A 14,855-nucleotide genomic window follows, 5' to 3' on the forward strand; every position below is an offset into this window, starting at 1 on the left:
TGATTTAGAGTTATCTTAAAAAAATTTTCGGAACCCTCTTGACAAGAAGCTATGTTTATGCTACACTGTGTATAGTGTATATATACAATTTTCCTTGGAGGATTATATGGACATTATTTTACGCAATGAATCAGACGAGCCGATCTATCAGCAGATAACAGAGCAGATAAAGGCACAGATAATGGATGGTACGCTGACCGCAGGAGACGCTCTGCCGTCGATGCGCACTCTCGCGGCACAGCTGCGCATAAGCGTTATAACGACAAAACGCGCTTACGAAGAGCTGGAACGCTCAGGCTATATCGAAAATTACACGGGAAAGGGCTGTTTTGTTAAAAAGCAGAACACGGATTTTCTTCGTGAAGAAACTATCAGACAGACCGAGGAGATGCTTGCGCAGGTTTGCAAAAAGGCAAGGCTGTGCGGTCTTAGCGCAGATGACCTCAAAGAGATGGTGGATATTATGTATACGGAGGGGAATGACAATGACTGAATACGAGAATGCTATCGAGATAAAGAACATAACAAAAAAATATGATGGCTTTACACTAGACGATATCAGCTTCACCGTTGCAAAGGGCTCGATAATGGGATTTATTGGGCAGAACGGCGCAGGCAAGACCACAACTATCCGTTCACTGCTGAATATCATCGGTATAAACAGCGGCGAGATAAAACTGCTTGGGCTTGACCACATCAAAGACGAATACGCCATAAAAGAGCGTATCGCCGTGGTATTCGATGAACTTCCATTCCATGATTCCTTTACGGGTGAAGCCCTTTCAAAGATGTTTTCGGGGCTGTACGGAACCTGGGACAAGGACGAGTTTTTCAGGCTGTGCGACAGATTTGGTCTGCCCGTAAAGAAAAAGCTCTCGAAATTCTCCAAGGGCATGAAGATGAAAATGCAGATAGCCACAGCACTTTCCCACAAAGCGGAACTGCTGATAATGGACGAAGCAACCACAGGACTTGACCCCATAGTGCGCAACGAGATACTTGATATCTTCCGCGAGTACCTCATGGACGGCAACAGGTCGATACTCATGTCATCCCACATCACCAGCGACCTTGAAAAAATAGCCGACAGCGTAGCTTTCATCGATAAGGGCAAGATACTTATAACAGGCTACAAGGACGATATCCTGGATACCCATGGCATCATCAAATGCACCAAAGATGATGTCACCGAGATAGATCCTGCGGACTACATCAGCGCAAGGCTCAGCGATTTCGGCGCAGAGCTTATGACTACCGACCGCAGGAGCGCCACTAAAAAATACTCGGGGGCGATAATCGAAAAGCCGACTCTTGAAGAGATAATGCTGTTCTATGTCAACCGCTGCAAAAAGGAGTGGTCTTGATGAAAAAAGGTTCATTCACAGGGCTTTTGTACCGCGAATACTATCTCGGGAAAATCAGCTATAAAACGGCTCTGCTGTTTTATTTAGGTTCGGTGCTGCTGGGCTGGCTGATGCTTCTCAGTGTTAAATACGGCAACTTCGGTCTGCTGTTCGGCAAGGATCTGAAGGGCGGAATCATCAAAAACAAAGAAGCGTCTGAGATCTTAGGGCTCACTATCATTTTGACCATGAAGTTTTTTCCGCTCATGTCAGCAGCTTTGATGTGTACGGTTTCAGCGGATACGGTCGGAAAAGATATAATGACCAAATGGAACAGGTTTGAACACTGCACCCCCATGACCCCCATGAGATTCGCAGCTGTAAAGACGGTATCATCAGCCATACAGACAACCTTAGGGGCTATACTTTCCGTGGTATATCTTTTTACTATGGATCTTGCCCTCGGAGAAAAACTCACATACGGTGATATTTCGCTGATAGCGGTAACTATAGCTGTAATGTCCATGATAAGCATTTTGGCGCAGATATTTGTCACACTGCTTAAAAGCGTAGATAAGGGCTGGCTGTGTACTACTTTTCTGCTTATGGCTTCCTTCATCATCTTTGCAGTACGCAGTAATAAAAATACTAATGTTACAGACAAAACTATGGATATCAGTGAGATATTCTCTGAAGTAACGAAAGTGACCCAGAAATACTGCCCTATGATGCTCATTATGCTTGGTGTTTCATTCGGCCTGCTGTTCGTATCCATGTATCTGCTTTACAATAGGAGGGAGAAATAATGAGGGGTCTGCTTTACAAGAACTTTCGGATAAACCTTTCTTCTTTCCGCTTAAACATTATCGTCACGCTGATATGCTGCGGGATAGCGGTCATCTGCTGTGCCCTGAACGGCAAAGATTTAATTTCCGAAGAAAACGGCGGCACTTTGATGTTATTACTGCTGTACTATTTTGCCTTTATGATGCCCTCACTGACCTCTAACCTGCTGTTTGAAGCCGATGAAAACAAGACCGCCAGCGCCTTTGCCATGTCACTGCCGCAGGGCGGAAAAGGTCACATTGAATCCAAATACTGGTATATCCTAATACAATTCCTGATCGTGCTTTTCATCTCATTCTTGACCGATACAGTGATATACGGAATCCTGGGAGGAGCTTTCTCCGCTACTGCCCTGCTTGCGATGATATTCAGCTGGCGGCTCCTGCTTTCAGCGATAGAGATACCCTTTGTGATACGCTTCGGCTCGCAGAAAGGCATCGCCATCAAGGGTCTTGTGATAGCCTTTATCGCTATGATACTGCTGATATATCTTATGTTCGGGAATATCTCATGGCTGATAAACAGCGATGACCCATTGAAAGCATTGATGAACTGGCTGAATTGCGGCAAAGTACTTTTCCCCATATCCCTGTTCCCTTTTATAAGCTGTGGGGCATATCGGCTTTCCTGTAAGATATCCGTCAAGGTGTTCAGAGAGGGGGCAGAGAATTATGAGCAGTAAGAAAAAGCTGACTGTCAAACGGCTGGTGATATTTCTTGTGATATCATTCCTGCCACTTTCGATGCTGATACCAATACTGTGGGCAGTCTACGGAGAACCGCTGTATTCGGGCAAAAACGAACAGCTTGCGGTTATCTCATACCTCACAGGTGTTTTCGGCATGATGGTACCCGCTGTCGCTCATCTCATCACAAGGCTGGTAACAAAAGAGGGCTTTGACAACACCTATCTCGGCGTACATTTCAAAGGCAAAGAGGGCTACTGGTTCGCAGCGATGGCGGTTAAACTGATTGAGGGCTGGGCAGGACTTTTTCTACTGTGGGCGGTATTCATGAAAGGCACTGCATTTAATGAAGCCTACCCGAATATCAATATGCAGAATATGGGCGCGTATCTGTTACAGCTTGCGGCATCAATTATTATTTTCTTCCCTGCCTTTGGCGAGGAATGGGGCTGGCGTGGCTACATGATGCCTAAGCTTCTGGAACTTATGCCCAAGCCCGCAGCAGTAATTGTGGGCGGCATCATCTGGGGACTTTGGCACGCGCCCCTCACCATAGCAGGGCACAATTTCGGCACGGATTATCCCGGCTATCCCTTTACTGGAATACTGATGATGTGCCTGTTCTGCGTGCTGATGAACTGCTTCCTCACCCTTGTGACCGAAAAGACACGATCGATATATCCCGCATCTTTTATCCACATGATAAACAACAGCCTGGGTGCCGCGATTCTGCTTACCGTCTTCGGCAGTGAGACTGCCATTAAAAAGGTACAAGAGCTGAACAGCATTGAATTGTTCTTCGCTATGACGTGCTTCACCGCCATGACCGCGGTCATAAGCTTTGTGCTTTTTATAAAGAAAGATAAATCAAAGATAGAATCTATCTGAAAAAAACCGCTCTCTGAACTATCAGGGAGCGGTTTGCTATTTCAATGTATAATTGATCAAACATCTTTTTTGCGGGTCAGCAGGATAAGGGTCTCAACGCTTGTGGTGCGAGGGAAAAGATCAAATCCCATGACCTTATCACAGCTGTAGCCCAGTTCACCGAGGATAGCGCAGTCGCGGGCGGCAGTCGTGTGATTGCAGGATATCATAACTATCCTGTCCGGTGACATCTTCGCCATATACTCCAGCGAAGCCCTGTCACAGCCCTTTCGCGCAGGATCGGCGATTATCACATCGGGACGTTCGCCACGCTCGTACAGCACTTTCGCAACCGTACCCGCATCGCCGCAGATAAATTCGGCATTTGTGATTCCGTTGGCTTTTGCGTTGACGTTCGCGTTATCGATAGCAGCCTGAATGACTTCAACTCCGACAAGTTTTTTTACTTGTCTAGCCATTGAAAGTCCAATGGTGCCTGTACCGCAATAAAGATCAAGCAGGGTCGAATTCTCGGAAAGCCGAGAAAATTCGGCTGCTTTGTAGTACAGCAGTTCAGCCTGCCGGGTGTTGACCTGATAGAAGGACAGAGGTGATATATATATATTATTTCCGCACATGGTATCGGTTATAGTACCATCGCCTACCAGCGCTTTCATCTTATTACCAAGTATAACGTTGGTATTCTTTGGGTTTTCGTTGAGTACGACTGTTCTGATATCGGAAAATTTCTCCGTCAGCAGCGAAGCGAGTTTGCCAAAAACAGCCGACTTTTTAAAATCAGTTACAACCAGACAGACCATTATCTGCCCAGAATATGCTCCACGTCTTAAATAGATATGCCTTAAAAGCCCTTTCAGTGCTACTTCGTTATATGCGGGAATATGATGCTCGTTGACAAAAGCTATGATAAACTCAACTATCTCGGAGAATATCTCAGGCTGAAGTCGACACCTTGTGTACTCAACTACGCGGTGAGAGCGCCTTGCGTAAAATCCGCAGATGGCTTTTCCGTTGTCGTCCGCTACGGGATACTGTGCCTTATTTCTGTAAAGGTCAATATCGTTACAGCCGCAAAACGGCAGATATTCGGGAGAAAGCTTGCCTATCCTCTCAAAGGAATCGCGGATAAATTTATCCTTGGCTAGACATTCAGCCTCATAGTTGATATGCCTGAAAGAACAGCCACCACAGAACTTACTTACAGGACAATCGGATTCGATCCTGTCATCGGAAGTCTGTATCAAGCTTTCAACCCTGCCATAGCAAAAGGAGCTTTTCACCTTAACGATACGGCAGCTGATAACATCACCCACAGCCACCGCAGGTACGAAGATAGTGATGCCGTTGTAATGCCCGACGCCGTTTCCGTCGTTGGAAATATCTGTTATTTCAAGTTCTAAAAGATCATTTTTTCTGAGAATTTCCATAAAATTCCTCAATTACATCCTTTCTGGAAAGCATAAGATCAAAATGCTTGTTGTATTCAAGGGGGAATTTATAGTTAAAAACACGTTCCAGCCTGTCAGGATAATCCACAAGCTTGGTTGAAGCCCCCGCGCCGATGGCAAGGATAGTCTGGACTTCCTCCATGATATAGATATTGTAAAGACTTTCATGCCCAGGCTTTGACCATCCGATATTTTCGAGATTTCCCACCATATTTTTCTGCCTGTACAGATAATATGGCAGATAACCGCACTCCCACAGGCGTTTTGTGGCATGATCCACCATTTCATCTGTTGGGTTTTTGAGAACTTCCTTATCTCCCTGATTCAGCAGTGCAGCCCTTTTTATCGAGAGAGTGTGTACTGTGAAATTTTCAGGCGACAAGTTGAGTAACTTGTCGATAGTATCTGAGAAGCTCTCAAATGTATCATTCGGCAAACCTGCGATAACATCGGTATTTATGCAGTAAAATCCAATTTTGCTTGCCATATCATAGCTGTCATAAAACTGCTCTACGCTGTGAGAACGTCCAATCGCCGCAAGAACATCAGGATTAAGGCTCTGGGGATTTATCGAGATGCGTGTACAGCCATTTTCCTTGATAGTCCTCAGCTTTTCCTCGGTGATGGTGTCGGGTCTGCCTGCTTCTACGGTATATTCCCTGACCGATGACATATCAAAACTATGCTCGATACACTTCATTATCGCCGCAATCTGAGAGGCTTCTATGGAAGTAGGTGTTCCGCCGCCAAAATAGACTGTATCCAATTTCAGCCCAAGGCGTTTTGTTATCAGCGCAGTATGCCTTATCTCACGGCACATTTTATCGATATACTCGTGTATCAGTTTTCTGCCGCTGTCGAGGGTCTGAGAGATAAATGAGCAGTATGAGCACCGTGTTGGGCAGAACGGTATGGACACATAAAGACTGAAAGACATCTTATCAAGAGTGTCAAGTATCTGCTTCTGGGTGTTGGCGGTGGCGAAAGCGATATCGCATTTCTCCTTGCTGCAAAGGTATTCATTTTGCAAACGAGAGTATATCTCCGCCTTGTCACAGCCCTCGTTCAGCCATGTATTGACCCTTTTCACGGGTCGTATACCCGTCAGCACTCCCCATTTCGGGACAATGCCTGTTATCTCCGACAGGACTTTATACAGTATACGTGACAAGTAAAGTTCCTTGTCGATATTTGGATTATCCGCCTTGTAAAGCAATGTACCCTGTCGCTTTTTGATACCTTTATAACTGCATATAACATACATCAGCACGGTATTATCTGTTTCCTTGACCCTTGCGAAAACATAATCATCGGAAACATCGGTGTTATCCGCATATTTATGCTCGAACCTTGTGGCGGGTATGAAGAGTTTCAGCACACCCTCCAGCTCGTATTTGTAGTCGTTACCGCTGAGAATTAGCGTCATCAGTAGCCACCGCCCGAATTCTCCCTGAGATAGGGGTTATACTTTCTCTCGGTATCAAGGGTAGTGGTACCCATGTGTCCCGGGTAGATGGTGAGGTCGCCGCCCAAATCAGCTATGCGGCCCAGGGATTTTTTCATCTGCTGGAAGTTTCCTCCTTCAAGGTCGGTACGTCCTATTGACCTGCTGAACAGGGTATCCCCCGAAAACATCGCATCACCGCAGATATAGCATACCGAACCCGGAGTATGCCCGGGAGTTTCAAGTATATCGAATTCCAGTTCATCGAGGCGCAGGATATCGTTCTCGGTGAACAGCTTTACATCGCCGTTATAGCACTTGTATCCCTTAGACCTGAAAAGCGTTGCCAGCATTTCATCTCCTGTGCGGAGCATCTTCTCGTCCAGCGGGTGAATATACACATCACAGCCCGTAGCTTCAACCAGATCTGCTACTGCACCGATATGGTCGAAGTGACCGTGGGTCAGGAAGATCTGTTTCAGCGTGCAGCTGTTCGTTTTCAGTTCTTCTAATATATAAGGCGCATCATAGGGCGCATCTATCAGCACTGCATTATTCTGCTGGCTGATGACCAGATAACTGTTGGTCTCGCAGATGCTCAGCGGCTTTAATTTGATTACTCTCATTATGACCTACTTTCCGCTTCTCTCGACAGAGATCACATTCTTTATCTTCTGAAGCTTGCTCATAACAGTTTTAAGCTGATCCATGCCCGCTATGCTGACGGTTATCGACATTAGCGCGTTGCCGTTTTTAAGTTCACGTGAGGTGGATTCGTAAATGAACACGTTTATCATCGCCAGAGTTGAAGATACGTCAGCCAGCAGACCTATTCTATCCACAGCAACGATATCCAGCGTTGTTTTGAAATACGTGGTATTGTTCTTGCCGCTGGTCTGTGCCCAGGTGACATTTACCCAGCGCTCTGCATTTTCGCCCTTTTCCAGCTGAGTAAGATAATTCACGCAGTCCTTTTTGTGTACGGACACACCGTGACCTCTGGTTATGAAACCAATTATCTCATCACCCGGCAGAGGGTTACAGCACTGTGCGAACTTTATCATACAGTCCTCAATGCCGTCAACTATTACACCGGACGATGATTTTACGGGCTTAACAAGCTGTTCTTCGGGTTCTTCCGCCTTTTCACCGTACTTCTTGTTATAGGAATCCTTCAGCCTCTGCATAAGTTTTGAAAGCTGAACTCCACCATATCCGATAGCTGCAAGGAAATCGTCAAGCGTTTCGCAGTTGTGGCGCTTCATATCCAGATGCAGGAACTCTTCAAGCTCGTCCTCGGGCACACGTATCATATGCTTTCTGAACTCTCTTTCAAGGGCTGCCCTGCCCTCAAAGATATTCTCCTCACGGCGCTCTTTCTTGAACCACGAGCGTATCTTGGATTTAGCTTCGTTGGTCTTGGCGATATTAAGCCATGACCTGCTTGGTCCGTGACCGGGCACATTTGAAGTCAGTATCTCGATTATCTCTCCTGTGCTTATCTTATGGTCATAAGACACCATCTTCTCGTTGACCTTTGCACCACTCATACGGTGTCCTACCTCGGTATGTATAGCATATGCAAAGTCGATTACCGTTGAACCCACAGGCAGGGTAATCATATCGCCCTTGGGGGTGAACGCAAAAACGTCCTCGGGAGAAAGGTCGCTCTTTATCGCCCTTACTATCTCCTCAACGTCGTTGGATTCTTTCTGGTTCTCGATTATCTGCCTTATCCACGCCAAGCGCTTGTCGTCCTTAGCGTTGCTCTTTACGCCCTCTTTATATTTCCAGTGGGCGGCGATTCCGTATTCAGCCAGACGGTGCATATCCCATGTTCTTATCTGAACTTCAAAGGGTATGCCCTCTCTGCCGATGACAGTTGTATGCAGTGACTGGTACATATTCGCCTTAGGGGTGGAGATGTAGTCCTTGAATCTGTTGGGTATGGGCTTGAACATATCGTGGATTATACCCAGCACGTTATAGCACTCGTTGACGGTGTTAACAATGACCCTGACAGCGTATCTGTCATATATCTCATCGATGTCCTTGCCGTCACGGTATACTTTTTTGTAGATGCCGTAGTTGCTCTTAACTCGACCCGAAACTGTGGGTGCGGGCTTGAATTCCTTGGCAAGTCTCTCAGCTATCTTATCCTTGATGCTTTCAACAAGAGCTTCACGGCTGTCACGGCGCATAGCCATCAGCTGTTCAATCTCCTCATGGGCAAAGGGGTCGAGGTAGAAAAACGCAAGGTCTTCCAGCTCGTCCTTTATGGAACGTATGCCAAGTCTGTGAGCGATGGGCGCGTAGATATTCATGGTCTCGCGGGCGATAGTCCTTCTCTTGTCGTCACGGCAGAAATTCAGCGTGCGCATATTGTGGAGCCTGTCAGCCAGCTTGATTATGATAACACGGATATCTTCGCTCATGGCAAGAAGTATCTTTCTGATGTTCTCGGCTTTCTGCTCGTCCTTGGTGAATATCTCCACCTCGCCCAGCTTTGTGACGCCATTTACCAGCATGGTAACATCTATACCAAACATTTTGTGCAGCTGTTCAAGAGTGCAGTCGGTATCCTCAACCACATCATGCAGAAGTGCCGCACAGACGGTATCGGTATCCATGCCAAGTTCAAGCAGGATATAACCTACTGCTATAGGATGAGATATATAGGGCTCTCCCGATTCTCTCTTCTGGTCATGATGATACTTTTCAGCAAGTTCGTAGGCAGATACTATCTTTGAAAGGTCGTACTGCTTCTCACTGTCTATCACTTTCTGGATTATCATATCAATCGTATATACCTGCTTGCTGGCTTTAAGTATATACGCAGGTATCGGCAGACTTCCCTCTGCTGTTTCGTAAGTGCTTTTTCTCGGCACTTCCTCACCGTTGGTTCGATTGTTCTCAGACATCAGCTTTTACACCCTCTCATTAATTTTCTTCAGTCATTTTCCTTAACTTTACAAGTGTATCCGATTCTTCCAGCTCCACTTTTTTGTGGGCGGGAAGCATATTTATCATCATTGTAGCCCCGTCATAGGATATCAGCTCTTTATCCTTGAAAATATCTATGATTATCCTGAGCTTGCAGTAGTTCATGCTGTCGCTTGAAAGTCTCATAAACAACGAATCGAGACTTATCTCCCTGACGGAGTTGAGATACTTGTACACTGCCACAAGCTCGGCACGCTCGGGTATGACCTTTTTAACAAAGCTTACAGGGACTTCCTCACCGTTGAATATCTTCTCGTAGGTATCCTTGGCGGCGAAGTATCTCTCCTGCTTAACACCGCTTAGTCGGTGATCAACTACTTTCACTGAAACGGATTCTTTTCCGTTAAACACATTTATATCCAGCTCCACCATCATATCGATGAGGTCGCCCTTGGCAAAACACAGCTTTGTGGGGTCCTGTCCGAACATCAGGGCATAGGCATTAGTCCTGCCATAGCTGAAAGCCACCTTTGTGTGGGCATTGTCTTTCAGCCCGATTATATCAGTTACTCTCGCACCCAGTATGGCAAAAAGGGGCTTGGGGTTGCCCTCGCCGATGGGTTCGAGAACGCTCAATCCCTTGACCATCTCAACATCGATATCCGCGGGCATAAGTACTTTATCCGCATAAAGTGTCTTGACTGCGGGCTTTTCTATACCTGCCGCAAATTCATAGACCTTTGTCCTGAACTTTTCGATGTCCTCTTCTTTCAGCGAAAATCCGCCTGCACATTCGTGACCGCCGAATTTTGTCAGCAGTTCAGCGCAATGAGTCAGACAGCTGTGTATATTCAGCCCCTTTACCGACCTCGCAGAACCTCTCGCCATGCCCCCATCTTCGATGGAGATTATTATGGCAGGCTTGCTGTACTTATCCAGTATCTTTGAAGCCACTATGCCGATAACACCGTGATGCCAGCCTTTTCCCGCCAGCACGATGACTCTGTGGTCAAGTACATTGGGATTATCCCTTATATAATCCTCGATATCCTTCATGATATCCTGTTCACACTTTTTACGCTGTGTGTTCAGGGTTATCATGGTATCTACATAGCTTTCAGCATCTTCGGGGTCTTCGCTGAGTATTGCTTTAACAGCTGTCAGCGGGGAACCGAATCTGCCCGAGGCGTTTATAACAGGCCCTATCCTGAAACCGATATGGTCGGAAACTATCTTTGTCCTGTCGATCTTCAGTTTGTCCAGAAGTATCCCCAGACCAGCATTTTCCGTATTCGGCAAATATCTGAATCCCGATTTCACCAGCGCCCTGTTCTCGCCTTTAAGCGGAACGATATCAGCCACTGTGCCTATGGAGCAAAGGTCGGAATACTGTTCCAGAACCGCATCATAGTTACCGCCGTCAAGTGCCGCACAGAGTTTCAGCGCAACACCCGCACCGCAGAGGTCTTTGAAACTGCTGGGGCAGTCGGGGCGGTGGGGGTCAACTATGGCTTCCGCATCGGGAAGAACTTCACCCACCTGATGATGGTCGGTGACCACAAGCTTTATGCCAAGCTCGCGGCAGCGTTTTGCTTCTTCCACCGAAGAAATGCCGTTATCCACAGTAACTATGAGCTTTACGTCCTTTTCGGCAAGTTCTTCTATAGCCGGAATGTTCATGCCGTAGCCCGCTTCTCTCTCGGGGATATAGTACATGACATTCGCGCCCATGCTTTCAAGATAATTGAAAAGTATCGAAGTCGATGTAATACCGTCGCAGTCGTAGTCGCCGTAAACGCAGATAAGTTCGTAGGCATCAACAGCCTGTTCAATTGTTTCTACAGCCTTGTCCATGTCCTTAATTGCGAACGGGTCTTCAAGCTCCTGCTCGGTAAAAAAGCTTACAATACTATCCTCATCATCTATCCCTCGGGCGGAAAGAATCTCAAGCACCAGCCTGTTAAGGTCGGTCTTTTTCAGAAAATATTCGACCTTTTCGGCATCGGGCTTGCCTATCCTCCACTTGAACATCAACACTACCCCCATTTTAAAATGATTTTCTATAAATTATACCATATCTTAAGGTTTTTTACAAGAGTAAATTAATTAAATTTATTATTATATATAACAAAAGGAAAGAAAAAGCACTTCTGCCATGCTAATGACAAAAGTGCTTTTTTCGGTCTATCTGCGTTTTATCTCGGCTATAAGTTCCTCAGCGAGTTTATCCAGACTTTCAAAGTCCATGGCGGCGATATAGTATTTTTCTATATCATCGTGAACCACTTTCGCCGACTTTATAGTTTCATAAACTTCGTCAGCAAGACTTGCCATGGTCAGCCTGTTCATTTTAAGCCTGCTGCGGTATCGCGTTATGGCTGACCTGTCGTAGAAACGTGAAAGATTTATCTTTGCACAGCCCTCTGGAACAAGCTTATTCAGCGGTGTTGAGGATATCAGCGCTAGACCCAGTTCGGGTATCAGCAGATGTTCATAAGCTGTATTGTTCAATCCGTGGCATGGGCATAGTATCACATCAAAACCACGGCGGACAGCTTCTGCGGCGGTCTTTTCGCAGATCAAATGGGCGCAGGCGAAGTCATCGTCATGGAGCAGGTATTTCTCGATATAACAGCCGATGGTCTCGGTTTGGGTCATACAGCCGTACTCGGTAAGTACGGAAAGCTGTCGGATATCCTGCCTTCCCGTGCCGCTGCCCTTACGCGGGAGTATCTTTTTGTAAAAGCGCATAAGGAACGCTTCAAGCTTTTCTTCGTCAATGCAGCCACGGGAACAGCTGAAACTGTCATTGCAGACATTCGACAGCGCCGCCGAGAACCTCTTTGCCCTGGCAAGCTGAGACTTGTTCTTATCAGTGACTTCGATTATTTCATCTTTGAACGCCATCAGTTTTTCAGCGTCCCAGAACTGTCCCAGATCAACTATCTTCTGCCTTACGGCGGGATACGCCGGGTCAAAAACATGGGGCGAAGTGCCGTCCACGATCAGCACGCCCTCGTTTTCAAGCATCACCGCATCAAGAGAAGCGGGGTCAGAAGAACAATAGAATCTTACAACGTGCCCGCTTTTCTCAAATTCATCGGCTATGCGCTTCATAAGCGATGATTTTCCCGTACCTGCGCCGCCTTTAAGGATATAAGTAAAGCGGTCGTTTTCCTCCATAAGCCTGCCAAACTCCGTCGAGAACCCCTGCTGTGTCATACAGCCAAGAAAATATTTTTCCGACATAAATGCACCTCCTGTCGATCATGGTACATATTATGCAGGAAGTAACCGACGTGTTAACACAAAGCAGAAGCCCGAAAACAGCCTGGTGCTGCTTTCGGGCAGAGTGCTTATATGAAACAATTGAAAAAATCAGGTTAAACTCTCAGCGCCCACTTTACAGCGGCATCTGTCCATGCCTCGCAGATGGGCTGGATATGACCATCCCATGTTGCTGTGGATTCGTCGCAAAGACTGAGACCGTGTCCGCCATGCTCGTAGATGTGAGATTCAAAGGGTATCCAATACTTTGCCAATTCGGTCATGTAAAGCAGAGAATTCTGTACCCTTACACAACCGTCATCGGAACAGTGCCATAGGAAAGTGTGGGGAGTGTGAGGACCAACGTGCTTTTCCATAGCCAGATAATCCCTGAGCTCCTTGTCATCTTCCCTGCCTCTCAGCAGATTCAGTATCGAACCCTCATGGGTGAATTCGGGGTCACTGGTGATAACGGGATAGCAAAGCATCGAAGCGTTGACCTTGATATCCTCGGGAGTGCAGTCCAGGGGCTTGGTGAGTATCTCGTCGTTCCAGAGATTTGCCACTGTTGCCGCAAGGTGTCCGCCTGCTGAAAAGCCCGTTACGATTATCTTGTCGGGGTCGATATCGAATCTCTCAGCATTCTCCCTGACATACTTTATCGCCGCCGCACATTCAAGTGCATTCTGTGGAAAAGCTCTCTGGCAGGTGTATCTCAGCACAAAACAGCATATGCCGTATCCGATGAACCTGAAAGCAATAGGCTCGGCTTCCCTTTCGGAACAGAAATCATATCCGCCGCCGGGACAGATTATCATGGCGCGGTGCTTCTTTCTGCCTATCTCCTCAGTGAGGGTGTGATAGTAGCAGTCAAGGGTCGCCCTGTCGTCGATATCCTTGATGCCCGCCTTGTCGTAGTCAAAACTAAGTTCGATAGTTTCCTTCTGCATAAAAATTCTCCTTACCAGTCGGCTAATGGCAGAATTTACTCTGCGTCATTTTCCGGATCTTTATTGGCTTCGCCTGAAAGATCTACGAAAATAATATAGCCGTCAACATTATTACCCGATATAAAAGTTTTATAATCAGATTCGTCCGCCCTAGTGGGCACAGGGATACTTGTTGTCGCACCATCGCTAAGAGGCACAAAATATCCTGCGTACTCCACGCCGTTGTCAGCCGTGAAGTACAGAGGCTTTTCAAAAGTATAGTCCTTGATATCAGCAAGCATGGTATCAAGGTCCGCCGGACCGTCAGCCTTACCCATATCCCTGATGCAGGCTGCCGCTTCTTTGCCTATGTACCTGAGTCTGTGAGTACCCCGCATAACAAAACCGTACTTGTAGCAGTTATTGGGTATCCAGGCATAATCCTCAGTACCGGTGAACTCCTTGTATTCTCCGTTCACGTTGATCATTAGATCGGCGCATGAACCGATAAAGGCCTCATCTGTCTTCACAGAAGATCCATCATCCGGCATAAGTGAAGTGATCATCAATGTATCGAGCCCATAAGCACCTTTGAAATCGACTGCAAGATTATTCAGCTGTCTAAGCATCTCGGCGAGCGCTTCATCGTTAGGATAAGCCGCGCTCATCAGCATCTTGCCATCCTTTGCGAAAAGGTACGGATAAAGCGGTTCGGTCTCTCCCAACGCTCCCGTGAAAGGGTGAGCACTGTCGACCTGAACCAGCAGACCCTCACCGACGCTTTTCATTTCTTTATATCTATAGCTCTTTGTGAGCCTGCTTTTGCCGCTGTCTTTATCTTCTTCCGCCACAACAGAAGACTCGGCAGTATCAATATTTTTGCTGTTTACCTTTTTACCTGATGCACTATTTCCGCAGGAGGTGGAAAGCGCCACCAGTGATAAGAGCATCACAGCCAGTGCCGCTGCAATATTTTTATATTTGTATACTTTTATTCTGTTTAGATCCGACATAAAGCTGCACCGCCTTCATAATTGTTTATTCAATTATAGCACATCTTT

Annotated in this window: 13 protein-coding genes; 5 read left to right on the forward strand and 8 right to left on the reverse strand. The window is 46.6% G+C overall.

Annotation, left to right across the window (positions count from 1 at the left end; all coding sequences use genetic code 11):
• The first annotated feature begins 106 nt into the window (after positions 1-106).
• From BMY75_RS12370 to BMY75_RS12390, 5 genes are read left to right on the forward strand one after another with little or no spacing between them, the layout of a single operon-like run.
• The gene (locus tag BMY75_RS12370; protein WP_074834179.1) at positions 107-493 is read left to right on the forward strand and encodes a GntR family transcriptional regulator; all 387 of its coding nucleotides are present in this window, start codon (positions 107-109) and stop codon (positions 491-493) included.
• Positions 486-1,364 carry an ABC transporter ATP-binding protein gene (locus BMY75_RS12375; protein ID WP_074834180.1) on the forward strand — a complete coding sequence of 293 codons (879 nt, stop codon included), beginning with the start codon at positions 486-488 and terminating at the stop codon, positions 1,362-1,364. The genes BMY75_RS12370 and BMY75_RS12375 overlap by 8 nt, the downstream gene beginning before the upstream one ends.
• Entirely contained in the window at positions 1,364-2,149 is a 786-nt protein-coding gene (locus BMY75_RS12380) for a hypothetical protein (RefSeq protein ID WP_074834181.1), read from the forward strand. The genes BMY75_RS12375 and BMY75_RS12380 overlap by 1 nt, the downstream gene beginning before the upstream one ends.
• A complete protein-coding gene (locus BMY75_RS12385) occupies positions 2,149-2,871 on the forward strand; it encodes an ABC-2 transporter permease (protein WP_074834182.1) in 723 nt (240 codons plus the stop codon). The genes BMY75_RS12380 and BMY75_RS12385 overlap by 1 nt, the downstream gene beginning before the upstream one ends.
• Complete coding sequence (locus BMY75_RS12390) at positions 2,861-3,763, forward strand: CPBP family intramembrane glutamic endopeptidase (RefSeq protein ID WP_074834183.1); 903 nt, start codon at positions 2,861-2,863, stop codon at positions 3,761-3,763. Before BMY75_RS12385 ends, BMY75_RS12390 begins: the two co-directional genes overlap by 11 nt.
• 56 nt (positions 3,764-3,819) lie before the next feature.
• On the opposite strand, the gene rlmD is transcribed toward BMY75_RS12390, so the two are convergent.
• The 8 genes from rlmD to BMY75_RS12430 form a co-directional block, all read right to left on the reverse strand.
• Entirely contained in the window at positions 3,820-5,190 is a 1,371-nt protein-coding gene (gene rlmD, locus BMY75_RS12395; RefSeq protein WP_074834184.1) for a 23S rRNA (uracil(1939)-C(5))-methyltransferase RlmD, read from the reverse strand.
• Positions 5,168-6,637 (reverse strand): coproporphyrinogen dehydrogenase HemZ, encoded by a 1,470-nt coding sequence (gene hemZ, locus BMY75_RS12400; RefSeq protein WP_074834185.1) that lies wholly within the window; start codon positions 6,635-6,637, stop codon positions 5,168-5,170. Before hemZ ends, rlmD begins: the two co-directional genes overlap by 23 nt.
• The gene (locus BMY75_RS12405; RefSeq protein WP_081350546.1) at positions 6,637-7,281 is read right to left on the reverse strand and encodes an MBL fold metallo-hydrolase; all 645 of its coding nucleotides are present in this window, start codon (positions 7,279-7,281) and stop codon (positions 6,637-6,639) included. Before BMY75_RS12405 ends, hemZ begins: the two co-directional genes overlap by 1 nt.
• A 6-nt stretch (positions 7,282-7,287) precedes the next feature.
• Positions 7,288-9,576, reverse strand: coding sequence for a RelA/SpoT family protein (locus tag BMY75_RS12410; RefSeq protein WP_081350547.1), 2,289 nt, complete (start codon positions 9,574-9,576; stop codon positions 7,288-7,290).
• A 19-nt stretch (positions 9,577-9,595) separates the two neighbouring features.
• Positions 9,596-11,644 (reverse strand): single-stranded-DNA-specific exonuclease RecJ, encoded by a 2,049-nt coding sequence (recJ, locus tag BMY75_RS12415; RefSeq protein WP_242940234.1) that lies wholly within the window; start codon positions 11,642-11,644, stop codon positions 9,596-9,598.
• Positions 11,645-11,782: 138 nt separating this feature from the next.
• Positions 11,783-12,847 (reverse strand): ATPase, encoded by a 1,065-nt coding sequence (locus BMY75_RS12420; protein ID WP_074834187.1) that lies wholly within the window; start codon positions 12,845-12,847, stop codon positions 11,783-11,785.
• 134 nt (positions 12,848-12,981) lie between these two features.
• On the reverse strand, positions 12,982-13,815 hold the full coding sequence (locus BMY75_RS12425) for an alpha/beta hydrolase (protein WP_074834194.1): 834 nt from the start codon (positions 13,813-13,815) through the stop codon (positions 12,982-12,984).
• A 35-nt stretch (positions 13,816-13,850) separates the two neighbouring features.
• The gene (locus BMY75_RS12430; RefSeq protein ID WP_074834195.1) at positions 13,851-14,807 is read right to left on the reverse strand and encodes a M15 family metallopeptidase domain-containing protein; all 957 of its coding nucleotides are present in this window, start codon (positions 14,805-14,807) and stop codon (positions 13,851-13,853) included.
• Between the last annotated feature and the right edge of the window lie 48 nt (positions 14,808-14,855).

Source organism: Hominimerdicola alba (genome assembly GCF_900109655.1).
In the GTDB taxonomy this organism is placed as follows: Bacteria; Bacillota; Clostridia; order Oscillospirales; family Ruminococcaceae; genus Hominimerdicola; species Hominimerdicola alba_B.